This window comes from Bradyrhizobium sp. 172 (genome assembly GCF_023101065.1).
Lineage (GTDB): Bacteria > Pseudomonadota > Alphaproteobacteria > Rhizobiales > Xanthobacteraceae > Bradyrhizobium > Bradyrhizobium canariense_D.
The window spans coordinates 1,066,040-1,092,107 of the sequence record NZ_CP064701.1; the positions used below are offsets into that span (position 1 = coordinate 1,066,040).

Here is a 26,068-nt window from a genome sequence, read left to right on the forward strand (position 1 = left end):
TGGCTAGAGCATCATGACTTCGCGCAGCCGGCACAGTGAAAGCGGCCGCGTGAGGCCTTGAACAGGCTCCGGCAATACCAGCGCCGCGCCAGCGCCTGAGCGGGCCTGCGGATCATCTGCGCGATCAACAAGAGTTCGAAAGCCATTCGTATCGCTTTTGGTGAAATATCCTGGCCACAGAGATGGGGCGGCATCTCCAGAAGAGAATGCCGCCCAGATCGCACCTGCCATGCAGTGGTTCGGACGTAAAGCTTAACCGCGCTCAGCCGTGCAGCTTCCTGGCTGTCTCCGCGATCTGGCGGCCCTGATAGCGTGCGCCGGCGAGCTCGTTGGCGCTGGGCTGCCGGCTGCCGTCGCCTCCGGTGATCGTGGTGGCGCCGTAAGGCGCGCCGCCGGTGACCTCGTCGAGCTTCATCTGGCCGGCAAAGCCGTAATTCAGGCCGACCACGACCATGCCGAAATGCAACAGGTTGGTGATGATCGAGAACAGCGTCGTCTCCTGACCACCATGCTGGGTCGCGGTCGCCGTGAAGGCGCCGCCGACTTTGCCGTGCAGCGCGCCCTTGGCCCAGAGACCGCCGGCCTGGTCGAGGAAGTTCGCCATCTGCGAGGCCATGCGGCCGAAGCGGGTGCCGGTGCCGACAATGATCGCGTCGTAATTGGCGAGGGCGTCGATCGTGGCGACGGGGGCGGCCTGGTCGAGCTTGTAATAGGACGCCTTGGCGACCTCGGCCGGCACCAGCTCGGGTACGCGCTTGATGTCGACGGTGGCACCGGCTTCGCGCGCGCCTTCGGCAACGGCATTGGCCATCGTTTCGATGTGGCCATAGGCGGAATAATACAGGACGAGAACTTTGGTCATGATGTCTCCGATGGGATTGAGTGAGTGCTTTTTTTGGGTCGTCATGCCCGGGCTCGTCCCGGGCATCCACGTTCTTGTTCGCTCGTCGCGGGGCGTGGATGGCCGGGACAAGCCCGGCCATGACAGAGAGAGCCGTTACGCCGCGTCGACGAGCACGATCTCGGAATCTTCGAGTGCCGTGATTTTCAGCCTGTCCTCGTCGCGGATCGCGGCGCCGTCGCGGGCGTTGACGCGCACGCCGTTAATTTGGACTGACCCCGCCGCGGGCACCAGATAAAGGTGCCGCGACTTGTGCGGCACGTACTCGGCGCTCTCACCGGCCTTCAGCGTGGTGGCGAGCACCCGCGCATCGGCGCGGATCGGCAGCGCGTCCGTGTCATGCTCGAAGCCGCTCGCGATGGTGACGAGCTTGCCCGAGCGGTCTCCTTTCGGAAACGGCTTCGAGCCCCAGGTCGGCTGCCCGCCGCGCGCGGTCGGCTCGATCCAGATCTGGAAGATGCGTGTCTTGGTCGACTCGAGATTGTACTCGGAGTGGCGGATGCCGCTGCCGGCGCTCATCACCTGCACGTCGCCCGCTTCGGTGCGGCCTTCGTTGCCGAGGCTGTCCTGATGGGTGATCGCGCCCTCGCGCACATAGGTGATGATTTCCATGTTGGCGTGGGGATGGGCGGGAAAGCCGGTGTTCGGCGCGATCTCGTCGTCGTTCCAAACCCGCAAGGCGCCGTGACCCATGTTGTCGGGGTCGTAATGGCTTGCGAAGGAGAAATGATGCTTGGCATTGAGCCAGCCGTGATCGGCGCCGCCGAGCTTTGCGAAGGGTCTGAGTTCGATCATCTGCGTAATTCCTTGTTTTGGCGGATGGCGCCTTGATCAGGCGCCAAAACCGCCGTCGACGTTGAGCACCGTGCCGGTGACGAAGGAGGCTTCCGGACTTGCGAGGAACACGACGCCAGCCGCGACTTCCTCGGGGCGGCCGAAGCGCTGCAACGCGTGCTGCTTGCGCTGGGTCTCGGCGAACTCGCCGCCGTCCTTCGGGTTCATGTCAGTGTCGATCGAGCCGGGCTGCACCACATTCACGGTGATGCCGCGTGGGCCGAGGTCGCGCGCTGCGCCCTTGGTGTAACCGACCACGGCGGCCTTGGTGGCGACGTAGTCCGCAAGACCCGGGAACGAGGCGCGATCGGCGAGCATCGAGCCGACGGTGACGATGCGGCCGCCTTCGCCCATCAATTGCGAAGCGGCGCGGATCGCAGCGATCACGCCATGCACGTTGATGGCATCCTGGCGGGCGAGCGCTTCGGTGTCGGCATTGGCGTCATCAATCGCACCGCCGCTCGCGACGCCGGCATTGTTGACGAGGATGTCGAGATGGCCGAACTCCTTCGCGACGTCGTTGACGAGCTGCGTCACGTCCTTGGCCGAGGCCTGGTCCGCCTTGAAGGCGCGGGCATTGACGCCTCGGGCCTTCAACTCGGTGACGACGGCTTCCGCCTTTTCGGGAGAGGCAACGTAGCTGATCGCGACATCCGCGCCTTCATCGGCGAGGGCGCGAGCAGAGGCCGCGCCGATACCGCGCGAGCCACCAGTGACGAGGGCAACCTTGCCTGAGAGCTTCTTGGTCATTGGATTTCTCCATTCCTGAATTTCTGATGACCCTTGGATAAGCCTCTGTTTGTGGTATAGAAATAGAAACTGTCGAAACACATTGTTTCCTTAAACATCCCAATTGGATCCGCTTTCATGGCCAAACTCCCCGATTTCGAGGCGCTCGCGATTTTCGCAAAAGTCGTGGAATTACGGTCGTTTGCGGGGGCCGCTGGTGAGCTCGCGATGTCCAAGGCAACGGTGTCCAAGGCGGTCACGCGCCTCGAAGAGCGGCTCGGCGCCCGGCTGTTCAACCGCACCTCACGCCGGCTCGCGCTGACCGATGCCGGGCATAAGCTCGCCGAGCGTGCGACGCGCCTGCTGTCCGACGGCGAGGCGGCGGAGAACGAGGCGCTGGCGCAATCGGTCGCACCGCGCGGCCTCGTGCGGCTCGCCGTGCCCATGACATTCGGGATCAAGGCGGTGGCGCCGCTGCTGCCGGAGTTCTTCGAGGCGTATCCGGAGGTCTCGGTCGATCTGCACTTGAGCGATGCGACCATCGATTTGATTGGCGAGGGCTTCGACATGGCGGTGCGGATCGCGCGGCTGCCGGATTCCTCGCTGATCGCCCGCCGGCTCTTCACCATGCCGCGTTTCACGGTGGCCGCGCCGTCATATCTCGAGCAACACGGGCGGCCGACGCATCCGATGCATCTGGCCGAGCACAAATGCTTCAGCTACGCCTATCTCTCCACGCCCAACGTCTGGCACTACACCAACTCGGCCGGCGAGCAGGCCAGCGTACGTCCGGGCGGACAGCTCCGCGTCAACAACGGCGAAGCGGTGATGCCGGCGCTGATCGCCGGCCTCGGCATCGCCGACCTTCCGGAATTCATCGTCGGTGACGCCATCTCCTCCGGCGAGGTCGAAGTGATCCTGAAGGACTGGAAGCAGGTCGAAGGCGCCGTGCATCTGGTGACGCCACCTGGCGGCCCGCGCCCCGCGCGCGTCGAGGCGCTCGGTGATTTTCTCGCGGCGAAGCTGCCGGGGACGTGCAAGCGGCGAGTGCGCGGAAAGGCAAAGCCCTCTTAGAAAAGCCGTCGTAGAGCGAGCGGCTTCATCGACCTCCATCATTGCGAGGAGTGAAGCGACGAAGCAATCCAGAATGTCTCCGCGGAGGTATTCTGGATTGTTTCGCTGCGCTCGCAATGACGGGTTGGACTAAGACACCTTCTCACCATTACGCACCACAATTCGCAAGCTCGGCTTCAACGTCTCCTCCAGTTGCGACTTCAAATCATGAACACGCGGATCGCGCGAACGCTTCGCGCAGACCGCGTATTGGTGCACGGATTGCGCCAAGGCGCGTCGCGCTTCCGGCGTTCGCGTCACGTCCGGCTTTGAAAGCCGCAAGACGATGGCGGCGAGATTCACCAGCATCTCGTCCAGCGCCACGTCAATGGTCTGAAGTCTATTCATCGCTCCACTCCCTGGGAGGCAACGGTGAGCCCAGGGGGGCGTTCCTGACCGGGCGGAACATGGATAATGCTTCGTTAATCCCGCCGCGCGGCTTGTTCTTGCGGACGGTCACGCTAGCATTACAGTTGCTTTTGTTGCGGGCTTCTGAATCCATGGGCAACCATGATTCGAATGTCGTGGGCGCGGGCCGCGTCGGTTGAGGCGACGCTTGCGTTGTGGGCGGCGTCGCTTCGAGAGATCAAGCAACGGATACGTCCGTTGTTCACGCAAGAGCGTGTTGCGACGAATGCAGGTCTGTTCCTGGAAGGTCTGCTCGGAGATGAGCAGCGCAAGACCGGTTGGATGCGCGCGGAGGCGGCTGGCGATCCCGGCCCATGGCGGCAGCAGGCGATTCTGGGTCGTGGAGACTGGGACGCTGATGCCCTGCGCGATATCGTGCACGACTATGTCATCGAGCATTTGGCGGATGACGATGCGGTGCTCGTGATCGACGAGACCGGTTTTCTCAAACAGGGCAAAGCGTCATGCGGAGTGGCGCGGCAATACACTGGTTCGGCAGGAAAGATCACGAACTGCCAGATCGGCGTCTTCGCTGCCTACGTTTCGCGTCATGGCCATGCGTTCATCGATCGCGCGTTGTATCTTCCGAAGGAATGGACCGACGATCCAGATCGTCTGGAAGCCACATATGTGCCTGCCGATGTCGGCTTTGCGACCAAACCAAAGCTTGCGACGAGAATGATCGCACGCGCGATAGCCGGGTCTGTACCATTCAAGTGGGTTGCCGGTGATACCGTCTACGGTGTTGGCAACATCGAACAGCAACTACGTCGGGCAGGCAAAGGCTACGTGCTTGGGGTCAGCAGCGCTCATGTGTTTCGATCCTGGGGCAAGCGACCGCCGGTCGCCGGTACGGCTGCAGACCTCGCCCGGACGCGGCGCTCATCCGACTGGAAGCGCCTGTCGGCGGGAGCCGGAACCAAAGGACCGCGGCTGCACGATTGGTGTTATCTCGAATTGGCGGATCTCGAGGCCGAGCAGTCCAACAGTGCAAATGACGGTTTGTGGACACGCGGTCTACTGATCCGTCGTCGCATTGCCGATGATGACCTCGCCTTCTTCACCACCTGGTGCCCAGCGGGAACAGCCATTGAAACGCTGGTCGCGGTCGAAGGCCATCGATGGGCGATCGAGGACAGCTTTGAAACGGCGAAAAACGAGTTCGGGCTCGATCACAACGAGAGCAGATCCTGGCATGGCTGGCACCGTCATGTGTCCTTGGTGATGCTCGCCTTCGCCATGATGGCCGCGATCCGACATCGCGCTAATCCGCCACCGCCCAAAAAAACGAAACGGCGCCCCCCGGCAAAAGCCAAAACATAACCACCCCACCACTGATCCGTTGGTCAATCCAGGAAATCCGCCGCATTGCTATCAGACTTGCGCGGAAGCGGATTCAACCCGCACACATCATCGCATGGTCCTTCTGGCGCAGAGCTCACCAGGCTGCCGCTCAACGCGCCCACTTCAAATCAAAAAAGCAACTGTAATGCTAGGCTGGCAGCGAAATAAGAAAACAGGGGGAAATCTGCCATGGATCGACGCGATGTCCTGCGCGCGGCTGCCGCATTGCCGTTGTTGCCTGTGTTGTCGAGCGCGGCTTTCGCGCAAGCCTATCCCTCTCGCAACGTCACCATGATCGTGCCGTTTCCGGCCGGCGGCCAGGCGGATCTTGCGGCGCGCCCCGTCGCACAGGCGCTGGAGCGAATCCTCGGCAAGGCGGTCATCGTCGACAACCGCGCCGGCGGTGGCGGTGGATCCGTCGGCAATGCCGCGGCGGCGCGCGCCGAGCCCGACGGCTACACGCTGCTGATGACGCTGTCCTCGCTCGCGGTGCTGCCCGAGGCCGACCGGCTGTTCGACCGTCCGGTCGCCTACGAGCTCTCGCAGTTCATGCCGATCGCGCGGGTGCTGGCCGATCCCACGCTGCTCGCGGTGCCCGCCTCGGCGCCATGGAAGACCGCGCAGGATTTCGTCGAGGATGCCAGGAAGCGTCCCGGCCAGATCACCTACGGCTCATCGGGGCCTTACGGCACGCTGCACGTGGCGATGGAGATGTTTGCGAGCAGCGCCGACATCAAGCTGCTGCATGTGCCGTTTCGCGGCGCCGGACCGGCGCTCACCGCGCTGCTCAGCGGCACCGTGCAGGCGATCGCCGCCGCACCGGGAACGCTGAAGCCGCAAGTGGAGGACGGCAAGCTGCGCGTGCTCGGCAATTGCGGCGCCAAGCGCGTCGCAAGCTTCCCCGATGTGCCGACCTTCCAGGAGCTCGGTTACAAGGACGTCGAGATGTACATCTGGGCCGGACTCTTTGCACAGAGTGCTCTTCCCGCGCCGATCGCGACTCGCCTGCGCGAGGCGATGGCGCAGGTGATGACGAGCCCCGACGTGCTCAAGGCCTTCGAAACGTCGGGCAGTCTCGTTGCCTATCAGGACGCGCCGGCGTTTGCCGAGTTCGTGGCGGTCGACAGCGCGCGGCTGATTGCTGCGGTGAAGAAGATCGGCAAGGTCGAATAGGTTCCTGGCCCATTTTCACAATTTTTTGTTGGTCCAGAACCTCTCCGCGTCTCATTGATTGAACAGAATTCGAGAGACTCGCGAAGGAATCGGACATGCGAACAGAGCGGATCGCGCTGGGTGTGGCGCTTGCAATCGGCGGCATCGTCGCGCAAGGCGCTGCATCCGCTGAAGAGTATCGCGGAACCATGGAGCAGCAGATGGCCTGCACGCCGGATGTGTGGCGGCTGTGCAGCGATCAGATCCCTGATGTGAGCCGCATTACGGCCTGCTTGCGGCAGAATACGCCCCAGCTCTCCAGCGGCTGTCGCGCGGTGTTCCAGTCCAACAACCAGATGCCGCCGCAGCAGCAGGTTCCGGGCAATCGCGCCGCGCCGGCGCCGCGGTACAACAATGTGCCGCCACCACCTCCGCAGGCGCAGCCGCGGCCTTATGACGATAGCGACGAGTAGTGCTGCCCAAGCATGATCGGGGCGCGCGCGCAGCAGTGGGCGCGAAGCGCGGTTGTGCCGCCTCGTTCAGCGCTCGCCCTTGCCGTCCGACTCAGGTCGATCCCGGAGCGCCGTCCGCATGATGGCGCCGAAGAGCAAAGCTGCCACCGGCCAATGGAACCAGATCTTGTGCATGCCGGTGAAAATATTGATCAGAATCAGAAAGGCCGACACCGTGAGGGCCGCCGCAACCGGGCGGGGCAGCTTCGCCAGTCCGTCTGAAACGAAGCCCATCCAATTGGATGACTCGGATCTGTCGCGGTGCGCGGCGTCAGTTTGCGAGCCCGCACTTGCGGTCTGAGATGTCAGGCGTTCGCCAGGCGGAAAGCTCCGTGCTTGAGCGGCTTGGCCGCTCATGGTCACACGATAGCTGGTCACGGGAGCAATGTTTTTCATTGGACGCTGGCCGAGGCAGTCGAAGCCAACAGATAATTTGTTGTGCACCTGATCATAGGCGGAGCTGGAGATCACGATACCACCGGGTTCGGCAAGTTCTTGCAGACGCGCCGCGATATTGACCCCGTCTCCATAGAGGTCGGAACCATCCACCATCACATCGCCGAGATTGATGCCGATGCGAAACCGCATCGGGGGAGGTGGGCCCGAATCCTGGTTGGAAATTTCCTGCTGAATCTCGACCGCACACTGCACGGCTTCCACGACGCTGGCGAATTCGGCGATGACGGCATCGCCCCAGGTATTCACGATCCGGCCGTCATGGCGCTCCACCAATCGCGCGATGGCCGTGCGATAGCGGCGGAGTGTCTCCAGCGTTCCCGCCTCGTCTGCTTCCATGAGACGAGAATAGCCGTGCACATCAGCGCATAGCACGGTGGTCAGCCGCCGTTTGACCTTATCATCGGGCATGGTCCGTACATTAGCGTCCCTGACCGGCAAATGCATCAGGCATCCCCCAGCTGCCTTACGGCCTGACTTCGCAGACATCGACCCATTCAGCCCGGGTCAGCTCCGCCATCCGCTCCGGCGTGATGCGCACGGCGCTGTGGGTCGAGCCGGCGGCCGGCACCACCACGTCGAACGCTTTCAGCGAGACGTCGCAATAGACCGGCAGCGGCGCCTTTAATCCGAACGGGCAGACGCCGCCGACCTCGTGGCCGGTGATCTCGGCGACCTCTTCCAGTCCCAGCATTTTCGGCTTGCCGCCGAACGCCGCCTTCACCTTCTTGTTGTCCATGCGCGAAGTGCCGGCCGCGACGATCAGGATCACGCGCTCGCCGATCCGCAACGACAGCGTCTTGGCAATCCGTCCGGGCTCGACGCCATAAGCCTCGGCGGCCAGCGGCACTGTCGCGGAGCTGATCGGGGATTCGATAACTGATATGTCGGGGGCTTTCTCGGCGAAGAAGGCGCGAACGGATTCCAGGCTCATTCAGGTCGGCTCATTCCAGACTTACCGTTGGGCGGCGATGCCTAAGCAACTTGGCAGTTCCGAGAGCGCCCGGACGCGATGATCCGGCGCAAAGCCGAGCTCGTCCATCTGGGTGCGGATCGCCTTAAACATCGTCAGCGGTGCCACGAGTTCGTTCTCGACGCAAGCCAGCGCCATCGCTTCCGGCGTCACCCGTTCGATCCAGGCAACGTTCAGTCCGAATGCTTTCGCGCCCGCGACATCCCAGGGATTGGAGGAGACGAACAGCACCTCGTCAGGCGCGGTGCCGAGCACCTCGCCGATCAGCTCATAGGCCTCCGGGCTCGGCTTGAAGATCTTCTTCTCGTCGACGCTGATCGTGGCGTCGAGCAGGGCGTCGAGGCCGGAGTTGCGCACGAGCGCATTCAGCATGTCCGGACTGCCGTTGGAGAGGATGGCGAGCTTTCGCGGTTTCAGAGCCGTGAGCGCCGCCGTCGCATCCGGATAGAGATCGAGATGAAGGTACTTCTCGACGACGCGCTCGAATGCCTCATTCTCGTAAGCGAGCCCGAGCACGCGCAGCGTATAGGCAAGCGAGTCGCGCGTGATGGCTGCAAAGTCCTGGTAGCGCCGCATCAGCGAGCGCAACCAGGTGTATTCGAGCTGCTTGATTCGCCAGATCTGCGTGATGATCTCACCGTAGCCCGGAAACGCATCCTCGGTGGTCTCGGCGACCGACTGGATATCGTAAAGCGTTCCGTAGGCATCGAAGACAACGGCTTTGAGACTCAATTGACCTGTCCTCCGGGATCGTTGCGGTCCACGGACTATACAAGGCGCCGCGGTATCGATCCAACACGGAAACGCGAACTGAGCCCTCGCTTTTAAAGCCTGATCACGATCTTGCCGAAGTGTGAGCCGGTCCGCAGGTGCGCATACGCTTCGGGAACGTCGTCGAAGTCGTAGACCCGATCCACGATCGGGTGGATCGCGTGTTCGGTCAGGAAGCGATTCATCGCGGCAAAGTGTTCGACCGATCCGACGGTGACACCAATGATGTCGGCATTCTCCCACTGCAGGCGCGCGAGGTCGGGCTTGGGACCGAACCCCGTCAAGACACCGATCTGGACGATCTTGCCACCCGAAGCGACCGATCGCAGCGATCGGTCATAAGTGCCGGGACCGCCGAGTTCGAGGATGTGACTGGCACCTGCGCCATTCGTCGCCTTCATGAGGACGACATCCCAGTCAGGGGTGTCGCGGTAGTTGATGAGGATCGAGCCGCCCAGCGCCTTGGCGCGGGCGAGTTTTTCATCCGAGGAGGATATCACGATCGCACGCGCCCCCAGCGCCGCTGCGAATTGAAGCCCGAACAGCGCGACGCCGCCTGTTCCCTGGACCAATAGCGTGTCGCCTTTGTGCATCCCGCCGCGTGCGATGAGGCCATGGAAAGCCGTGACGCCGGCACAGGGCAGGGTCGCTGCCTCCACCGCGGACAGATGGGCCGGCACTGAGACCAGCGCGGTCGCCGGCAGCACGACATACTCAGCCAGCATTCCGTCCATCGTGTTGCCACCGAGGGATGACGGAATATAGCTGGACTTGAACGGCCCCGAGATCCAATCGCGGAAGAACGACGCAGCGACGCGGTCTCCGAGTCGCCATTGCGCGACGCCGGCGCCGATGGCGTCAACGACACCCGCACCGTCGGAGAGTGGCACGCGGCCGTTGATCTCGCCTTGGCCTGCACGGTCGAGGATCAGGAGGTCGCGGTAATTCAGACTTGCCGCTTCGACCCGAATGCGGACCTCGCCATTGGCGGGTTCGGGTTTGCTGATTTCGGCGCGCGCAAGGCGGCCAGCACCAGCATGGCCATTCAAATGGTAGGCTTTCATCGTTGCTCCCTTCACAAGTGGCATTCACTTGGACGAGCAAAGTCTTTAGGGTCTGACAGTGCTGTCAGGGTCAAGGGGCTTCAGATGAAAATCGGCGAACTCTCCCGGCGGACGGGGGTCAGCGTCCGAATGCTGCGCTACTACGAAGGCGAAGGACTGCTCACGCCGCTGCGGACGAACTCCGGCTATCGCGACTATGGCTTGGCCGAAGAGGAAACCGTACGGCGCACCAAGATGCTCGGCGGCGCGGGAATGACGCTCGAAACCATCAAGCGGTTGCTCCCATGCGTGAGGAACAACGATCCAGCTTTCACGCCGTGCAACGAGCTGCGAAAAATACTCACTCAGCAGGTCGGCCTGATCGACGAACGTATCGAGACGCTCAGCCAAAGCCGGACAATCCTGGCCGGCTTCCTCGCAGGCGTGAACTGATCGCATAACATAGCCATCAGATTCACCGCGCCAAAGTCTTAGGCCCTCAGGGCCGGAGCATGAGGGCTTCGATAGCAGCGTCGAAGCCCTCGATGCGCTGACGAGTACGCGCCTAGATCCCCAGCAGCTTGCGCGCGTTGGCCTTCAGCACCTTCGGCCGGATCTCGTCGCGGATCTCGATCTTGGCGAAATCCGACAGCCAGCGGTCGGGCGTGATCACCGGCCAGTCCGAACCGAACAGCATCTTGTCCTGCAGGATCGAGTTGATGTAGCGCACCAGGATCGGCGGGAAATATTTCGGCGACCAGCCCGAGAGGTCGATGTAGACGTTGGGCTTGTGGGTCGCGACCGACAGCGCCTCTTCCTGCCAGGGGAAGGAGGGATGGGCGAGAATGATCTTGAGCTCGGGGAAATCGGCCGCGACGTCGTCCATGTACATCGGGTTGGAATATTTCAGCCGCATGCCCATGCCACCGGGCATGCCCGAGCCGACGCCGGTCTGGCCGGTGTGGAACAGCGCGATCGCGCCGCCATTGTTGATCTCTTCATAGAGCGGATAGGCCATGCGGTCGTTGGCGTAGAAGCCCTGCATGGTTGGGTGGAATTTGAAGCCGCGCACCCCGTATTCCTCGATCAGCTTGCGCGCCTCGCGCACACCGAGCTTGCCCTTGTGCGGGTCGATCGAGACGAAGGGGATGAGAACGTCGAGATGGTCGGAGGCGATCTCCAGCATCTCCTCATTCTTGTAGCGGCGGAAGCCGGTCTCGCGCTCGGCGTCGACCGGGAAGATCACCGCGGCGATGTTCTTGGACCGATAGTAGGCGGCGGTCTCCGGCACGGTCGGCGGATGCTTGTGCGGCGACTTGAAATAGTCCGCCATCTGCGCCTGGAAGTCGTCATAGCCGTCGTCGGGATGGGTGCCGCAGGGCTCCTCGGCGTGGGTGTGGATGTCGATGGCAACGACGTCGTCGATGTTCGGCAGCTTCAGCTTCGGCATGGGTTTCCTCCCGACGGGTTGTCGAATTGATTATATGATATAACGAATTTGGCAAGGCATTGTGGGGACAAGGCGTTGTGGGATCGGCGTCGTCCGAGATGATTGAGCCCGATCCGGCCGCTTCTACTTTGCATCGGGTTGTTTTCCTGAATTTGCTGGGTGCGATCGGGCCAGTTAACATTGACATCCGGTCCTCCCATGCCTTAAGAACCGCCCCGTCCCGGGCGGTCGGTCCGCCAGCGGGAAAATCTCATTTTGCCTCATTCGCGCGTGCCGAAACGGTAGTGCCGAACACGGCCTTTCGAACGTTCAGGATTCTGCCATGAAGGTCCGTAACTCGCTGAAATCGCTGCGCGGTCGCCATCGCGCCAACCGCCTGGTCCGCCGCAAGGGCCGGGTCTATGTGATCAACAAGGTGCAGCGCCGCTTCAAGGCTCGCCAGGGCTGATCTGGGCGGCTGATTTCGCCCTGCCTGACGCTCGCGCGCCCGCAAGACCACGGTCTCACACGAGTTTGACGCCGCCCCTGCTTTGCAAGGGCGGCTTTGCGCGTTTAGACTTCGACCATGGCAGTGAGATTCCTCTTCGCGCGCACCCTGTGTCTGGCTCTTGTGCTGGGAGCCGCCGGCCTCGCTCCGGCGCTGGCGCAGGCTGATCCGCCGGCTCCGCCCGGCAAGCAGAAGAAACTTCCGGAAGCGCCGGCCAAGCTGCCCAAGGTCGACCGCACCAAGAATCTCGATTTCCTGTTCGGCGCGCTGAAAGCTGCGCCCGACGAAGCCAGCGCCAAGCATGTCGAGGCGCGGATCTGGGCGATCTGGATCCAGACCCCGAGCGACACCGCGGCGCTGCTGATGGCGCGGGCCAAGACCGCCGTCGACGCAAAGAAGATCGAGGTTGCGATCAAGCTGCTGGATTCGGTCGTCAAGCTCAGGCCCGACTACATCGAGGCCTGGAATCGTCGTGCGACGCTCTACTACATGCAGAACGATTATGGCCGCTCGCTCGCCGACATCCGCGAGGTGTTGATCCGCGAGCCTCGTCATTTCGGCGCGCTCGCAGGCCTCGGCATGATCATGCAGGAGGTCGGCGACGAAAAGCGCGCGCTCGAAGCCTACCGCAAGGCGCTCGCCGTCAATCCGCACCTCGAGAAGATCCCCGACCAGGTCAAGGCGCTGACCGAGAAGGTCGAAGGCCGCGATATTTAGCGGACAAGTCGATCATTGCTCGAGCGAATGCGGCGCAGGCGGATTAACCACGATGACACGCGCCGCGTTACAAGGGGTGTGGATGGCACCGCCGCAGGCCTACCTTCATGGCGGGAGCACAGCCATGAAGCGTTTGATCTTTGCAGGTATGTTGCTGTTGGCGTCGGGCACGGCGAGCCTCGCCGACGGACTGTTCTGGGTGGTCGGCAATCGCGCCACCGGAAAATGCAACATCGTGACCAGCAATCCCGTGATCTTCGGCGACGTCTGGTTCGGTGACGGTCCTTACAAATCGAAGGCCGACGCCAAGCTTGCCCGTTCGACCATCCGCGCCTGTCCCGCACCCACGCCTGACGAGGAAAAGGACGAGGACAGCACGAACTAGGTCGACAGCAATCTAGTGCAAAACGCTGCCTTCGCGCTCGGCGAGGCCGCGATCGACCGCTGCGGCGTAGGCCTTTGCAAGCTCCGTCTCGAGGTGCTCGTTGATCAGCAGCAGCGCGCGCACGGCACCGCGCAGGTCACCGTGGCAGCTTGCCACGATCTCGTCGATCGCAGTATCTTTGGATCTCAGGCTCATCGAAATTCTCCGGTTCAAATCAGGATAAATCCTGCCGGTCTTCCCGCATCCCTGAGGGTTGCGAGCACGATCGGCGCCCACCTGCGTCTAAATGGCGGAACCGACCATGGCGATTATAAGGAAGCCGCGATGACGAGTGCATGAAGCTGTTTCGAAGCCTGCGTGCTCCGGGGAGCAGTATTGATTTCATTGCGTTTTTCTCGCTTGAATTATGCACATATCCACAGCCCCGGCATTTCAAGTGGAGCGCGGGGGCTCCCCGGGCGAAACTGCCGGCCGCAAGCCACGTAACTGCCCTGTGCCTTGGGTCGCCCGGATTCCGTCCATGATCGTGATGTCAGTCGTGACCGCGCTGGTTGTGCTGGCGCTGGTCACGCAGGCCGGCGTCCTCGCCGTGCAACGCGCCTTTCCACCGCAGGGCCGGATGATCGAGGTCGAGGGTGCCGTGCTTCACCTCGTCGATATCGGCCCGCGCGATTCGGGCCTGCCGATCGTGATGCTGCACGGCGCGAGCTCCAACCTCGAGGCAATGCGGCGGCCGCTCGGCGATCTCCTCGCCAGGAACCATCGCGTCATCCTGATCGACCGTCCCGGCCACGGCTGGAGCACGCGGGCGCGGCGGCAGGATTCGACGCCGGAGGTCCAGGCGCGAATGATCGATGAGGCGCTCGGCAAGCTCGGGATCGATCGCGCGGTGTTCGTGGTGCATTCCTGGAGCGGCGCGCTCGGCGCGCGGCTGGCGCTCGATCATCCCGGCCGCGTCGCGGGCCTTGTGATGCTCGCGCCCGTCACCCATCCTTGGCGCGGCGGCGTCGGCCGCTACAACGAGATCATCGCAACGCCCGTAATCGGCCCGCTGCTCGCCTACACCATAACCCTCCCGCTAGGCTATTTCCTGAGCGAGTCCGGCGCGCGCAACGTCTTCCTGCCGCAAACGATGCCGGACGGTTTCGTGCAGGACTCCGCGACGCCGTTGCTGCTGCGCCCGCGCGAGTTCATCGCCAATGCCTATGATCTGGTGTCGCTGAAGCAGGCGGTGGCTGCGCAAGCTCCGCGCTACGGCGAGATAACGGCGCCGGTCACGATCATCGCCGGCGAACCCGACAAGACGGTAAAGACCGCCATTCACGCCCGCCCGTTCGCCGCCACCGTGCAGAATGCCAAGCTGATCGTGCTGCCTGATCTCGGCCACATGGTGCAGAACGCGGTGCCCGATCTCGTGAAGACAGAGATCGAGACGATGATCGGGAAAATCGTCCCGGCGCAGGCGACCGCCGATTAGAGCGTTTTCGAGCGAAGTGGATGCCGGTTCGCGTGAAGAAAACGCGTCAAAACGAGAAGCTGGAGCTTCGGTTCAGAACCGAAGCTCCAGCGGCCGCCGTTCCCGCGCTTACTGCTTGATCTTTCCGTCTTTGTCGAACTGCGACACGTAGGCCCAGAGATTGTTGATCTCGGTCTCGTTCTTGATGCCGGCGAACGCCATCTTGGTGCCGGGGATCTTGGCCTTGGGGTCCTTGATGTATTCCTTGAACACGGCCTCGTTCCAGGTGATGCCGGAATTCTTGTTGGCGTCGGAGTAATTGTAGTCCGGCGCGGTGCCGGACTTGCGGCCGTCGAGGCCGTTGAGCTCGGGGCCGACCTTGTTCTTGGCGCCTTCGCCGATCGCGTGACAGGCCAGGCATTTGTTGAACGACGACTTGCCGGCCGCGACGTCCTGCGCCATCGCGGCGGGTGCGGTGGCAATCGCGGTGAGGATGGTCAATGCGCCAAAAATCAGTTTTGTCATCGGGTGCTCTTCGTCTCTTCCCTGGGGGCTGGTCAGTTGCATGCCTGATCGGCAACGGTCGGACCTGCCGGTTTTGGCAGGCCTGCTCGGATTGGACAAGCCGCCAAACCATGGCAGGTTTCACGATTTCCTACTTGTCCCAGAGCGAACTCGCGCAGGATCGTCGATCCGACTTTCGGACGGCCTACCCAAACCACCGCGGACGTGGTTGATTTACCGCGACAAATCGATCATGCGGCCTTGGCCGGAAGGATATGCCATGAAGGAAATGTTATGGCCATCATGATGCCCGCGAGCGACCAGGCCGTGCTCGCGCGCCGCGCCGAGATCGTGGCTGCATTGCGCGCAATCGTGCCGGGCGAAGGCGTGATCGACAGCGCCGCCGAGATGCGGGCCTATGAATCCGATGGGTTGACGGCCTATCGGCAGCCGCCGATGGTCGTTGTGCTGCCCGACACGACCGAGCAGGTTTCGCTGGTCCTGAAATATTGTGCAGGGCAGGGCATCAAGGTGGTGCCCCGCGGCTCCGGCACCTCGCTGTCCGGCGGCGCGCTGCCGCTGGAAGACGGCGTGCTTCTGGGCCTCGGCAAGTTCAAGCGCATCCGCGAGATCGATTTCGACAACCGCGCCGTCGTCACCGAACCCGGCGTCACCAACCTCGCGATCAGCCAGGCCGTCGCCCATGCTGGGTTCTACTACGCGCCGGATCCGTCATCGCAGATCGCCTGCTCGATCGGCGGCAATGTCGCGGAGAATTCCGGCGGCGTGCACTGCCTGAAATACGGCATGACCACCAACAACGTGCTCGGCTGCGAGATCGTGCTGATGAGCGGCGAGATCCTGCGCATCGGCGGCAAGTCGGCGGAAAACTCCGGCTACGATTTGATGGGCGTCATCACCGGCTCGGAAGGCCTGCTCGGTGTCATCACCGAGATCACGGTGCGCATCCTGCAAAAGCCGGAGACGGCGCGCGCGCTGATGGTCGGCTTCGCGCAAGTCGAGGCGGCCGGCGAATGCGTGGCGCGCATCATCGGCGCCGGCATCATTCCCGGCGGCATGGAGATGATGGACAAGCCCGCGATCCACGCCGCGGAGGCCTTCGTGCATGCCGGCTATCCGCTCGATGTCGAGGCCCTCCTCATCATCGAGCTCGACGGTCCCAAGATCGAGGTCGACGAGCTGATCACGCGGGTCGAGACGATTGCGAACGCTTGCGGCTCGACCACCTGCCAGATCTCGACCTCGGAAGCCGAGCGCAATCTGTTCTGGGCCGGCCGGAAAGCCGCCTTCCCCGCCGTCGGCCGCATTTCGCCCGACTATCTCTGCATGGACGGCACCATCCCCCGCGGTGCGCTGCCGAAGGCGCTGGCGCGCATCCGCGAGCTCTCGGAAAAGTACCAGCTTGGTTGCGCCAACGTGTTCCATGCCGGCGACGGCAATCTGCATCCGCTGATCCTCTACGATGCCAACAAGCCCGGCGAGATCGAGCGCGCCGAAGCCTTCGGCGCCGACATCCTGCGCGCCTGCGTCGAGTTCGGCGGCGTGCTCACCGGCGAGCACGGCGTCGGCATCGAGAAGCGCGATCTGATGCCGGAAATGTTCAGCGAGATCGACCTCAACCAGCAGCAGCGTCTGAAATGCGCCTTCGACGCGCAGGGCCTGCTCAATCCCGGAAAGGTGTTTCCGACCCTGCACCGCTGCGCCGAGCTCGGCCGCATGCACGTCCATGCCGGGAATCTGGCATTCCCGGACATCCCCCGGTTCTAGGCGCTTGCGCCGATGGAAGGGCTTGCGATGCACGCCTCTTTCCTCGGCAATGCCTACAGCAGTCCGTATTGCGCCCGCTCGCGCTTCGCCAGCAGCGGCAGGGCTTCGCCAGCGATCCAGGTCTTGAAATGCGCGCTCTCCTGGTGCGCCTTGAATGCCGCCTCGTCGCGGAACAGTTCGTAGAACAGGAACTGGGCCGGATTGTCCTTTGCGCGCGAGATCAAGAACAGCTTGACGCCGTCCTCGCGCTGGGCCTCCGGCAGGAAGCGGTCGAGGATCGCGGCGATCTTGTCGGCCTCGCCCGGCTTCGCTTCCCATTGCGCGACGACGAGCAGGCCGCCGCCGTCGACGGCGTCGCTGAGCGATTTCTGCGTGGCATAGTGGTTCATGATGTCGTCTCCGTCGGTTGGTCTCTCGGTGCAGATTTGTAGCGATCGGCTGTCGGCTTTGGTTCGCCGGTGATCGAAGTGTCGATGTCGTGAATGCTTCGATGAGGATCGAATCTTGGCCGTGGCTCCGAGGTCGAGCCGGATCGCGCGGCAATGGCCGCTGTCGTCACGCTGCATTTGATTTTGGCGGCGAATTTCGCTACCGCCTTTGCCCGTGGATACGCTCAAGGTACGAGACGCCAAAGACGTCGAAGAGGTGGTGCGCGCGGCGATTGCCAATGAGCAGCCGCTCGAGATCATCGGCCATGGCTCCAAGCGCGGCATCGGCCACGCGATGGCGACCAACGCCGTGCTCGACGTCTCCGCGCTGAATGCCATCACCGGCTACGAGCCCAACGAACTCATTGTCACGCTCCAGGCCGGGGCGCCGCTGGCCGACGTGCTGTCGCTGATCGATGCCAAGAACCAGCAATTCGCCTTCGAGCCGATGAACACCGCGCCGCTGCTCGGCACGCCCGCGCTCGGCACCATCGGCGGCATGATCGCGGCTGGCCTGGCCGGTCCGCGCCGGATCAAGGCGGGCGGCGCGCGCGACCATCTGCTCGGGGCGCATGCCGTCTCCGGTTTCGGCGACAGCTTCAAGACCGGCGGCAAGGTGGTGAAGAACGTCACCGGCTACGACCTCTGCAAGCTTCTCGCCGGTTCCTGGGGCACGCTGTCGGTCATGACCGAGGTCACGCTGAAAGTGATGCCCAAGCCGGAGGCCGAGCGGACGCTGTTGCTGCGCGGGCTCGACGATGCCGCCGCCAACAAGGCAATGACGGCGGCGCTCGGCTCGCCTTTCGATGTCTCCGGGGCCGCGCATCTGCCGACATCGGCGTTCCGGACCGAGATCGAAGGTCTCGGCGATATCGCAGGCCAGGGCGAGGCGCTGACCGTGCTGCGGCTCGAGGGCATTGCCGCCTCGGCCGCCCACCGTGCCGGCTCGCTGCGCGAATTGCTGGCGCCGTTCGGAACCGCAATTCTCGTCGAGGACACGGCGTCAGCGGCGCTGTGGACCACGATCCGCGACGTCCTGCCGTTCGCGGCCAGTGGCGCGCTGGGGGCCTGGCCGGTCTGGCGGATCGTCTGCCCGCCGGCGTCGGGCGCGGCGCTCGGGACCCTGCTGGCGCGCGAGACCGGTGGCGACGTGATCTACGATTGGGGTGGTGGACTGATCTGGGCGGCGGTGCCACCGAAGCCGGACGCGCATGCTCGGGCCGTGCGCGAACGTACGAATGCCGCCGGCGGGCACGCCACGCTGATCCGGGCGGCCGAGGACATCAGGCGCGCGATCGATGTATTCCACCCGCAAGCCCCTGGCCTTGCCGCGTTGAGCGAGCGGGTCCGCGCCAGTTTCGATCCGAAGACCATCCTCAACCGGGGGCGGCTGACGCGAGGCACTGCCGCATGAAGACCGAATTTTCACTCGCGCAGCTCGCCGATCCCGACATCGCGGAAGCCGACAAGATCCTGCGCGCCTGCGTCCATTGCGGCTTCTGCACCGCAACCTGTCCGACCTATGTGCTGCTTGGCGACGAGCTCGATAGCCCGCGCGGCCGCATCTATCTGATCAAGGAGATGCTGGAGAAGGACCAGACGCCGACGGCCGAAGTGGTCAAACATGTCGACCGCTGCCTGTCGTGCCTGGCCTGCATGACGACCTGCCCCTCGGGCGTGAATTACATGCATCTGGTCGATCAGGCCCGGGTCAGGATCGAGCAGCGTTACGAGCGGCCGCTCGCCGAGCGGCTGCTGCGCCGAGTGCTGGCCTTCGTCCTGCCGCACCCGCAGCGTTTCCGCGCCAGCATGTGGCTGGCGCGGCTGGCCCGCCCGCTGGCCGCGTTCCTGCCGACGCCGCGGCCGTCGGCGACGCCCGGCCTGGTTCTGCGCCTCAAGGCGATGCTGGCGCTGGCGCCGGACCGGCTGCCGCCGCCCGGGCCCGCCGCCGGCAGTGTGTTCGCGGCACTCGGCAAGAAGCGCGGCCGGGTCGCGCTGCTCCAGGGCTGCGCCCAGCAGGTGCTGGCGCCGCGCATCAACCAGGCCGCCATCAGTCTCCTCACGCGCCACGGCATCGAGGTCGTCCTTGTCAGGGACGAGCAGTGCTGCGGCGCCCTGACCCATCACCTCGGCGACGATCAGGACGCATTGGCACGGGCTCGCGCCAATGTCGCGGCGTGGCGCGCGGAAGCGGCCGGCGAGGGGCTCGACGCCATCCTGGTGACGGCGTCAGGCTGCGGCACCGTGATCAAGGACTACGGCTATCTTCTGCGCGAAGACGCTGCGTTTGCCGCCGATGCGGCGAAGGTCTCTGCGCTCGCCAAGGACATCACTGAATACGTCGCCGGCCTTGGACTCGCGGCCACGACGCGACAGGACAACATCGTCGTCGCTTATCACTCTGCGTGTTCGTTGCAGCACGGGCAGAAAATCACGGGCCTTCCGAAAGAATTGCTTTCCAATAACGGATTCGTGGTGAAAGATGTGCCGGAGAGCCATTTGTGTTGCGGTTCGGCGGGGACTTACAACATTCTCCAGCCCGAGCTTGCGGGCCGGTTGCGCGATCGCAAGGTCGCCAACATCGCGAGCGTCAAGCCGGACATGATTGCCGCAGGCAATATCGGCTGCATGGTGCAGATTGCCAGTGGCACGTCAGTTCCGGTCGTACACACGATTGAGCTTCTCGATTGGGCTACGGGCGGGTCGCAGCCGGCATTGAACGCGCAAGACTGAGCTTTCGAAGATTAAGCTTTCGAAGGCTGAGCTTTCGTCCGGAGATAACGGCTGAAGACACCCGATCGACCATTGTTCGGCGGCAACAGGAGGATCACGATGGCGAAAGCGAAGAAGAAAAAAAGCAAGAAGGCCAAAAAGGCCAAGAAGGCAGTAGCGGCGAAGAAGACCTCAAAGAAGGCAGCCAAGAAGTCCGCGAAGAAATCCGCGAAGAAGTCTGCCAAGAAGGCTCCAAAGAAATCTGCGAAGAAGGCCGCGCCAAAGAAGGCCGCTAAGAAGGCTGCGCCTAAGAAGGCCGCCAAGAAGGCTGCGAAGAAAGCGGCGCCGAAGAAGGCGAAGGCAGCTCCGAAGCCGTCAACGCCGGCAGCTCCGGCTCCCGAGCCTGCCGCCGAGACAAGCTGGGCGATGCCTTCGTCTTCTGCGGACACGACACCGGCCGAAGGACAAGGTTAGGCCCAAGGTCAGGCCAAAGGCTGGATCCAATCCGACGACCATGATCGGCAACAGGAAGGCCGCAGCCGGCGATGCTGCGGCCTTTTTGCATCGGCGCGTCGGCGCGCGGGGATGATCTCGTCGGGAAGCAGCCTGATTCGTGGCACGGGCAGCACGGTACCGCCGGACCCGTACTAACGCGGGCCTCCCAGTGCACTTTGGAATGCAAATAATGTGATCGAGAAGACACACGGGCTGACAACCTTTCGTGGAATCGTCAGAACGCCCAAAAAGTCGGCAGATGCCCGCGTTTTTTGCTTCACGGTTTGCCTCACCCCATCCAGATTGCCGCAGTTACGAAATTTGCAATCAGGTCGAGCGTTCCGGGGGCTTCCGGGATCCGGCTGGGGTCTTAGAACTGGTGATGGGGATCGAAATGAAAAAAGTGGCTTTGTTGGCAACGGCGCTGGCAATGGTGACGGGCTCGGCTTTCGCGGCAGACATGCGAGTGAAGGCACTGAAGGCCCCGCCGGTGGTCGCGTTTGATCCCTGGGATATCGCCTTCGGCGGCGCCATCATGAGCGACTACATCTTCCGCGGCGTCACGCAGTCGAACCACAAGCCGTCGGTCGCGGCCTATTTCGAGCCGCGCTACAACGTCAACAAGGACCTCCAGCTCTACGTCGGCGTGTCCGCCGAGAGCATCTCCTTCGCCAATCGCGCTGCTGCTGAAGTCGACATCTACGGCGGTATCCGCCCGACCTTCGGCGCCTTCGCCTTCGATATCGGTGTCTGGGGCTACCTGTATCCGGGCGGCAGCTGCGCCGACAACGTGCTCACCGGCGGCATTCCGGGCGGCAACGTCTGCGGCGTCAGCACGACCACTATCTTCCTCGCCGACGGCAACGTCATGAAGAAGGACGTCAGCTTCGTCGAAGTCTACGGCAAGGTGAACTACACCATCAACGACAGCTTCACGGTCGGCGCGACCGAGTACTACTCGCCGAACTTCCTGAACTCGGGTGCCTGGGGCAACTACGCTTCGTTGACCGCCAAGTACACGGCGCCCAGCACGGCCTTCGGTGCTTCCGGCATGGGCATGTACGTCTCGGGTGAGTTCGGCCGGCAGTGGTTTGGTACTTCGGACGCCTTCTACGGCACCGGCGTCGGCACCGTTTTCGCCAACGGTATCCCCTACAAGGACTACAACACCTGGAACATCGGCATCGGCTTCACCTACAAAGTGTTCACGCTGGACCTGCGTTACTCCGACACCGACCTGAACAAGGGTGATTGCAACGCCTTCACCAGCGCCTTCAACGCCACCGGCACCACCAACGTCACCGCGATCAATCCGGGCGGTGCTGGCTCCAACTGGTGCGGCGCGGCCGGCATTGCCAAGCTGTCGTTCGACCTGACGGCCATGAGCAACCTGAAGTAAGCTTCTTCCCGAAGCGACTTGATGAGGGCGGCAGGGCAACCTGCCGCCCTTTTGCTTTGGGGCTTTGGGGCGTAGGCCAGGGGCCCGCATGGTTCGAGACGGCCGCCTCCGGCGGGCTCCTCACCATGAGGGGTCACAGATCTCACCGCGAGGACAGACCTCATCCTGAAGGCCGAAAAAGGCGGGCGTCTCGAAGCGCGGCCGCAACCAAGGGCCATAGCCTCAGAGCTTCGTCGGGCCGTCTCAGCGTGCCGCGCTCGGCTCCTTCTCGACCGGCACACCACCGTCACCGAGGACGTGGATCGCGCCGTGCTTCACCATCGTCACCTTGCGGGTATGGAAGGCTTCCAGCGTCGAGCGGTGGCCGATCGAGACGAGGGTGGCCTGTGGCAGCTTCTCCGCCAGCAGCCGGTACAGGCGGGCCTCGGACGGCTCGTCCAGCGAGGCCGTGGCCTCGTCCAGGAACAGATAGTCCGGCGCGTGCAGCAGCGCGCGGGCGAGCCCGAGGCGCTGCTGCTCGCCCAGCGACAGCATCCGGTTCCAATGACCGTCCTCCTCAAGCCGCTCGGCGAGGTCGGGCAGGCCGACCGCGATCAGCGCGTCCCTGACGCGTGCAGTTTCAAATGCGCCCGGCGCGGCCGGATAGACCACCGCGTCGCGCAACACGCCGACCGGGAAATAGGGGCGCTGGGGCAGCATCATCAGCTTCGCTTTTTCCGGGACGAAGATGGTGCCGGTGCCGAACGGCCAGATGCCGGCGATGGCGCGGAACAGCGTCGACTTGCCGGAGCCCGACGGTCCGGTCACCAGCACGCGCTCCGGCGTCTGGACGGAGAAGGCGTCGGTGGCGACCAGCGGCGTGCCGCTCGGCAGGTTCACGCAGAGCTGTTCGAGGGTGATATTGCGATTGCCGCCGGCGGCCTTGAGGGCGATCGCAGGCTCGTGCGGCGGCAGGTGCGCGGCCGCATCGACCGACATCTCGAAGCCGTCGAGGCGGGCGACGATCGAGCGCCATTCCGCCAGCGATCGGTACGCCGTGACGAAGAACGACAATGCGCCCTGTACGCTCGAGAAGGCGGAGGCGGTCTGCATCATGTCGCCAAGCTGGATCTTCTTGGCGAAGAAGGCCGGCGCCACCAGCACGTAGGGAAAGATCACGGCGGCCTGCTGATAGCTCGCGGTGAACGCGGTGAGGCGCTTGGTGCGGCTCATGATGGCATACCAATTGCCGATCACGAAGCCGAAGCGGTCCAGCAGCCGGCCGCGCTCGGCGCCTTCGCCCTTGAGCAGCGCGATCTGCTCGGAATTCTCGCGGACGCGGACGAGGTTGAAGCGGAAGTCGGCCTCGAAGCGCTGCTGCTCGAAATTGAGATTGACCAGCGGGGCACCGATCCAGTGCGTCAGCGCGGTGCCGAAGATCGCGTAGACCAGCGCGCCCCAGCACAGATATCCGGGGATCATGAGGTCGGCGCCGAACAGGTGCAACGGCGCAGCGTTGGAAAGCCCCCAGAGGATGATCACGAAGGAGAACAGCGTCACGATCGACGAGAGCAGGCCGAGCCCGATGGTCAGGGTCTGCTCGACGAAGTTCTTGACGTCCTCGGTGATGCGCTGGTCCGGGTTGTCGGCCGCATCGCCCTTAAGCTGCATGCGGTAGTGGGTGGCGCCTTGCAGCCATTCGCCCAAATAGTGCCGGGTCAGCCATTGCCGCCAGCGGATCTGGAGCCACTGGTTCAGGTACAGCTTGTAGACCGCCAGCGCGATGAAGGCGGAGGCGAGGCCGATGAAGATCCAGATCTCCCTGACGAAGCTATCCCAGTCACTTGCCTGCAGTGAGCTGTAGAACCGGTTCTGCCATTGATTGACCAGGACGTCGATCGCGACCAGCGCCAGCTCCATCGCGATGACTGCGGCAAGCAGGCCGCGGCCGGCCCATTTGTCCTCCGACCGGAAATAGGGGGCGGCGATTCGCCAGACGATCGCGAGCGTGGCGCTGATGTTCTTCACAGAGCTCTGTCTCCTGAGGGATGTGCACAACTGCCCGGGGCCAAAGACTTGGGACGACGGCGGAAATCGGCGCGCTTAGACTAAAGTCGCAAGTCCTGCAATTTGCGTTGGCTTGTCGCAGCTTGCAACCCTAGCATGGGGCTCGACGGCGCGGGGTGGGGGCCTTCGGGATTTCGCGAGCTTGTGAGCGGACGGGAACCGCTGCATTCGCGAGGAATTCGCGTCCAGCTCGGGGGTTATCGCTTCAGCGTCAAGCAGGATCGGCTGTCCACGCGGGCCGCCTGCAGCACACATGCGTGGGGGAGGAAGATCATGTGGAATCAAGTTTATGACCCGTTGCACAGCCCCGTGCTGTCGACGATCGCGGCGGCAGTCCCTGTCGTCACATTGCTGGTCCTGATCGCGAGCGGACGGGTCCAGGCTCATATCGCAGCGGTCATCGCTGTGATCGTGGCCAATTTGATCACGATCTTCGTCTTCACCATGCCGGCGAACATGTCGATCCGCGCCTCGGTGCTGGGCATCGTCACCGGGTTCTTCCCGATCGGCTGGATCGTTCTCAACGTCATCTTCCTCTACCAGGTGACGGTGAGCACCGGGCGCTTCGAATTGCTCAAGCGCGCGGTCGGCGGCGTCACCGAGGACCGGCGGCTGCAATTGCTGCTGATCGCGTTCTCGTTCGGCGCCTTCTTCGAAGGCGCCTCGGGCTTCGGCACGCCGGTCGCGATCACGGGCGCCGTCCTGATCGGCCTCGGCTTCTCGCCGCTTGCAGCAAGCGGCCTGTCGCTGATCGCCAACACCGCGCCGGTCGCTTATGGGGCGCTGGGCACGCCGATCCAAGGCCTTGCCTCGGTGACCGGGCTTGATCCCTACATCCTCGGCGCGATGGTCGGCCGGCAATTGCCGTTCTTCTCGCTGATCGTGCCGTTCTGGGTGGTGTGGGCGTTCGCGGGCTGGAAGGGCATGAAGGACGTCTGGCCGGCGATCCTGGTCACCGGCGTGTCGTTCGCGGTCCCGCAATTCGTGATCTCGAACTACGTCAATCCCTGGATCGTCGACATCGGGGCGTCGCTGATCTCGATGGGGGCGCTGATCCTGTTCCTGAAGGTCTGGCAGCCCAGGCAGCTCTGGCTGTCGCCGGCGCTGCGCGGCCGCGATGAATCGGCCGCCACCATGGCCGCGGCAAAACCGATGGACAAGACGCCGCTGACGCAGAGCGAGCTGTTCAGCGCGCTGCTGCCGTGGATCATCGTCTGCATCGTGATGCTGATCTGGGGCAATGGTGGATTCAAGACCTGGGCGAACTCGATCTTCACCTGGAACTATCCCGTTCCCGAGCTGCATCAGATGATCAACAAGATGCCGCCGGTCGCGCCGGGGCCGACGAAAGAGAGCGCGGTGTTCGGCTTCACCTATCTCTCGTTCACCGGCACCGGCATGCTGATTGCGGCGATCATCTCAGGCTTCCTGATGGGCGTCGGTCCTGGCCGGCTCTTGACGGAATACGGGCGCACCATCCGGCTTTGCGCGATCTCGCTGATCACGATCTCGGCGATGCTCGCGATTGGCACGCTGACGCGGCTCTCCGGCGTGGACGCGACGCTCGGTCTCGCCTTTGCTGCAACCGGCGTGCTCTATCCCTTCTTCGGCACGCTGCTCGGCTGGTTGGGCGTGGCGCTAACGGGATCGGATACCGCTTCCAACGTTCTGTTCGGAAATCTTCAGAAGATCACCTCCGAGCAGCTTGGTCTGTCGCCGATCCTGATGGCTGCGGCGAACTCGTCCGGCGGCGTGATGGGCAAGATGATCGACGCCCAGTCGATCGTGGTCGCGTCCACCGCGACGAATTGGTACGGGCACGAGGGCACGATCCTGCGCTTCGTGTTCTGGCACTCGATCGTGCTGGCCTCGTTGGTCGGCGTGTTCGTGACGCTGCAGGCCTATGTCTGGCCGTTCACGGCGATGGTCCTGAAGTAGCAGGCCACGCCCGGCTTTAAGCCAAAT

Annotated in this window: 29 protein-coding genes; 15 read left to right on the forward strand and 14 right to left on the reverse strand. The window is 63.5% G+C overall.

Annotated features, from left to right (window positions below; all coding sequences use genetic code 11):
• Nucleotides 1-3 precede the first annotated feature (3 nt).
• The 4 genes from IVB07_RS04965 to IVB07_RS04980 form a co-directional block, all read right to left on the reverse strand.
• Nucleotides 4-231, reverse strand: a complete 228-nt coding sequence (locus IVB07_RS04965) for a hypothetical protein (RefSeq protein WP_157642889.1) — start codon at nucleotides 229-231, stop codon at nucleotides 4-6.
• Between the two features lie 31 nt (nucleotides 232-262).
• On the reverse strand, nucleotides 263-862 hold the full coding sequence (gene wrbA, locus IVB07_RS04970; RefSeq protein WP_247360946.1) for an NAD(P)H:quinone oxidoreductase: 600 nt from the start codon (nucleotides 860-862) through the stop codon (nucleotides 263-265).
• Between the two features lie 135 nt (nucleotides 863-997).
• Nucleotides 998-1,696, reverse strand: a complete 699-nt coding sequence (locus IVB07_RS04975) for a pirin family protein (protein ID WP_018453407.1) — start codon at nucleotides 1,694-1,696, stop codon at nucleotides 998-1,000.
• A gap of 36 nt (nucleotides 1,697-1,732) precedes the next feature.
• A complete protein-coding gene (locus IVB07_RS04980) occupies nucleotides 1,733-2,485 on the reverse strand; it encodes an SDR family oxidoreductase (RefSeq protein WP_018453408.1) in 753 nt (250 codons plus the stop codon).
• A 117-nt stretch (nucleotides 2,486-2,602) separates the two neighbouring features.
• Between IVB07_RS04980 and IVB07_RS04985 the strand changes: the two genes are divergently transcribed.
• Complete coding sequence (locus IVB07_RS04985) at nucleotides 2,603-3,538, forward strand: LysR family transcriptional regulator (protein WP_085350126.1); 936 nt, start codon at nucleotides 2,603-2,605, stop codon at nucleotides 3,536-3,538.
• A gap of 129 nt (nucleotides 3,539-3,667) precedes the next feature.
• Here the strand turns inward: IVB07_RS04985 and IVB07_RS04990 are convergent, their stop codons facing one another.
• Nucleotides 3,668-3,925 (reverse strand): hypothetical protein, encoded by a 258-nt coding sequence (locus IVB07_RS04990; RefSeq protein ID WP_026232525.1) that lies wholly within the window; start codon nucleotides 3,923-3,925, stop codon nucleotides 3,668-3,670.
• A gap of 162 nt (nucleotides 3,926-4,087) precedes the next feature.
• Here IVB07_RS04990 and IVB07_RS04995 point away from each other — a divergent pair, with 162 nt between their 5' ends.
• From IVB07_RS04995 to IVB07_RS05005, 3 genes are all read left to right on the forward strand, one after another.
• Entirely contained in the window at nucleotides 4,088-5,308 is a 1,221-nt protein-coding gene (locus IVB07_RS04995) for an IS701 family transposase (RefSeq protein WP_247285483.1), read from the forward strand.
• 210 nt (nucleotides 5,309-5,518) lie between these two features.
• Nucleotides 5,519-6,502 carry a tripartite tricarboxylate transporter substrate binding protein gene (locus IVB07_RS05000; protein ID WP_018453411.1) on the forward strand — a complete coding sequence of 328 codons (984 nt, stop codon included), beginning with the start codon at nucleotides 5,519-5,521 and terminating at the stop codon, nucleotides 6,500-6,502.
• A gap of 95 nt (nucleotides 6,503-6,597) precedes the next feature.
• The gene (locus IVB07_RS05005; RefSeq protein ID WP_018453412.1) at nucleotides 6,598-6,954 is read left to right on the forward strand and encodes a hypothetical protein; all 357 of its coding nucleotides are present in this window, start codon (nucleotides 6,598-6,600) and stop codon (nucleotides 6,952-6,954) included.
• Nucleotides 6,955-7,020: 66 nt separating this feature from the next.
• Here IVB07_RS05005 and IVB07_RS05010 read toward each other — a convergent pair whose 3' ends face one another.
• From IVB07_RS05010 to IVB07_RS05025, 4 genes are all read right to left on the reverse strand, one after another.
• Complete coding sequence (locus IVB07_RS05010) at nucleotides 7,021-7,860, reverse strand: adenylate/guanylate cyclase domain-containing protein (protein ID WP_018453413.1); 840 nt, start codon at nucleotides 7,858-7,860, stop codon at nucleotides 7,021-7,023.
• Nucleotides 7,861-7,915: 55 nt separating this feature from the next.
• Complete coding sequence (locus IVB07_RS05015) at nucleotides 7,916-8,383, reverse strand: YbaK/EbsC family protein (protein ID WP_018453414.1); 468 nt, start codon at nucleotides 8,381-8,383, stop codon at nucleotides 7,916-7,918.
• A 21-nt stretch (nucleotides 8,384-8,404) separates the two neighbouring features.
• A complete protein-coding gene (locus IVB07_RS05020) occupies nucleotides 8,405-9,154 on the reverse strand; it encodes a haloacid dehalogenase type II (protein WP_018453415.1) in 750 nt (249 codons plus the stop codon).
• Nucleotides 9,155-9,246: 92 nt separating this feature from the next.
• A complete protein-coding gene (locus IVB07_RS05025; RefSeq protein ID WP_026232526.1) occupies nucleotides 9,247-10,257 on the reverse strand; it encodes an NAD(P)-dependent alcohol dehydrogenase in 1,011 nt (336 codons plus the stop codon).
• An 84-nt stretch (nucleotides 10,258-10,341) separates the two neighbouring features.
• On the opposite strand from IVB07_RS05025, the gene IVB07_RS05030 reads away from it, so the two are divergent.
• Complete coding sequence (locus tag IVB07_RS05030) at nucleotides 10,342-10,689, forward strand: MerR family transcriptional regulator (protein WP_018453417.1); 348 nt, start codon at nucleotides 10,342-10,344, stop codon at nucleotides 10,687-10,689.
• A 112-nt stretch (nucleotides 10,690-10,801) separates the two neighbouring features.
• On the opposite strand, the gene IVB07_RS05035 is transcribed toward IVB07_RS05030, so the two are convergent.
• Nucleotides 10,802-11,686, reverse strand: coding sequence for an amidohydrolase family protein (locus IVB07_RS05035; protein WP_247299343.1), 885 nt, complete (start codon nucleotides 11,684-11,686; stop codon nucleotides 10,802-10,804).
• Nucleotides 11,687-12,008: 322 nt separating this feature from the next.
• On the opposite strand from IVB07_RS05035, the gene ykgO reads away from it, so the two are divergent.
• The 3 genes from ykgO (at nucleotide 12,009) to IVB07_RS05050 (ending at nucleotide 13,275) form a co-directional block, all read left to right on the forward strand.
• Complete coding sequence (gene ykgO / locus IVB07_RS05040; RefSeq protein WP_006611362.1) at nucleotides 12,009-12,134, forward strand: type B 50S ribosomal protein L36; 126 nt, start codon at nucleotides 12,009-12,011, stop codon at nucleotides 12,132-12,134.
• Nucleotides 12,135-12,251: 117 nt separating this feature from the next.
• A complete protein-coding gene (locus tag IVB07_RS05045) occupies nucleotides 12,252-12,890 on the forward strand; it encodes a tetratricopeptide repeat protein (protein ID WP_026232527.1) in 639 nt (212 codons plus the stop codon).
• A gap of 124 nt (nucleotides 12,891-13,014) precedes the next feature.
• A complete protein-coding gene (locus IVB07_RS05050; protein WP_018453420.1) occupies nucleotides 13,015-13,275 on the forward strand; it encodes a hypothetical protein in 261 nt (86 codons plus the stop codon).
• 12 nt (nucleotides 13,276-13,287) lie between these two features.
• Here the strand turns inward: IVB07_RS05050 and IVB07_RS05055 are convergent, their stop codons facing one another.
• Complete coding sequence (locus IVB07_RS05055) at nucleotides 13,288-13,470, reverse strand: hypothetical protein (RefSeq protein WP_007596968.1); 183 nt, start codon at nucleotides 13,468-13,470, stop codon at nucleotides 13,288-13,290.
• A gap of 325 nt (nucleotides 13,471-13,795) precedes the next feature.
• Here IVB07_RS05055 and IVB07_RS05060 point away from each other — a divergent pair, with 325 nt between their 5' ends.
• The gene (locus IVB07_RS05060; protein WP_018453421.1) at nucleotides 13,796-14,752 is read left to right on the forward strand and encodes an alpha/beta hydrolase; all 957 of its coding nucleotides are present in this window, start codon (nucleotides 13,796-13,798) and stop codon (nucleotides 14,750-14,752) included.
• Between the two features lie 108 nt (nucleotides 14,753-14,860).
• On the opposite strand, the gene cycA is transcribed toward IVB07_RS05060, so the two are convergent.
• The gene (gene cycA / locus IVB07_RS05065; protein WP_018453422.1) at nucleotides 14,861-15,256 is read right to left on the reverse strand and encodes a cytochrome c-550 CycA; all 396 of its coding nucleotides are present in this window, start codon (nucleotides 15,254-15,256) and stop codon (nucleotides 14,861-14,863) included.
• A 273-nt stretch (nucleotides 15,257-15,529) separates the two neighbouring features.
• On the opposite strand from cycA, the gene IVB07_RS05070 reads away from it, so the two are divergent.
• A complete protein-coding gene (locus tag IVB07_RS05070) occupies nucleotides 15,530-17,023 on the forward strand; it encodes an FAD-linked oxidase C-terminal domain-containing protein (protein WP_018453423.1) in 1,494 nt (497 codons plus the stop codon).
• Between the two features lie 53 nt (nucleotides 17,024-17,076).
• Here IVB07_RS05070 and IVB07_RS05075 read toward each other — a convergent pair whose 3' ends face one another.
• A complete protein-coding gene (locus IVB07_RS05075; RefSeq protein WP_026232528.1) occupies nucleotides 17,077-17,412 on the reverse strand; it encodes an antibiotic biosynthesis monooxygenase family protein in 336 nt (111 codons plus the stop codon).
• A gap of 214 nt (nucleotides 17,413-17,626) precedes the next feature.
• Here IVB07_RS05075 and IVB07_RS05080 point away from each other — a divergent pair, with 214 nt between their 5' ends.
• The 4 genes from IVB07_RS05080 (at nucleotide 17,627) to IVB07_RS05095 (ending at nucleotide 22,057) form a co-directional block, all read left to right on the forward strand.
• A complete protein-coding gene (locus tag IVB07_RS05080; protein WP_018453425.1) occupies nucleotides 17,627-18,865 on the forward strand; it encodes an FAD-binding protein in 1,239 nt (412 codons plus the stop codon).
• Complete coding sequence (gene glcF, locus IVB07_RS05085; protein WP_018453426.1) at nucleotides 18,862-20,184, forward strand: glycolate oxidase subunit GlcF; 1,323 nt, start codon at nucleotides 18,862-18,864, stop codon at nucleotides 20,182-20,184. Before IVB07_RS05080 ends, glcF begins: the two co-directional genes overlap by 4 nt.
• Nucleotides 20,185-20,283: 99 nt before the next feature.
• The gene (locus IVB07_RS05090) at nucleotides 20,284-20,637 is read left to right on the forward strand and encodes a histone (RefSeq protein ID WP_083926345.1); all 354 of its coding nucleotides are present in this window, start codon (nucleotides 20,284-20,286) and stop codon (nucleotides 20,635-20,637) included.
• Nucleotides 20,638-21,052: 415 nt separating this feature from the next.
• Entirely contained in the window at nucleotides 21,053-22,057 is a 1,005-nt protein-coding gene (locus IVB07_RS05095; RefSeq protein WP_026232529.1) for a TorF family putative porin, read from the forward strand.
• 243 nt (nucleotides 22,058-22,300) lie between these two features.
• Here the strand turns inward: IVB07_RS05095 and IVB07_RS05100 are convergent, their stop codons facing one another.
• Nucleotides 22,301-24,064 (reverse strand): ABC transporter ATP-binding protein/permease, encoded by a 1,764-nt coding sequence (locus IVB07_RS05100; RefSeq protein WP_018453429.1) that lies wholly within the window; start codon nucleotides 24,062-24,064, stop codon nucleotides 22,301-22,303.
• A gap of 312 nt (nucleotides 24,065-24,376) precedes the next feature.
• Here IVB07_RS05100 and IVB07_RS05105 point away from each other — a divergent pair, with 312 nt between their 5' ends.
• The gene (locus IVB07_RS05105) at nucleotides 24,377-26,041 is read left to right on the forward strand and encodes an L-lactate permease (protein WP_026232530.1); all 1,665 of its coding nucleotides are present in this window, start codon (nucleotides 24,377-24,379) and stop codon (nucleotides 26,039-26,041) included.
• Nucleotides 26,042-26,068: the final 27 nt, after the last annotated feature.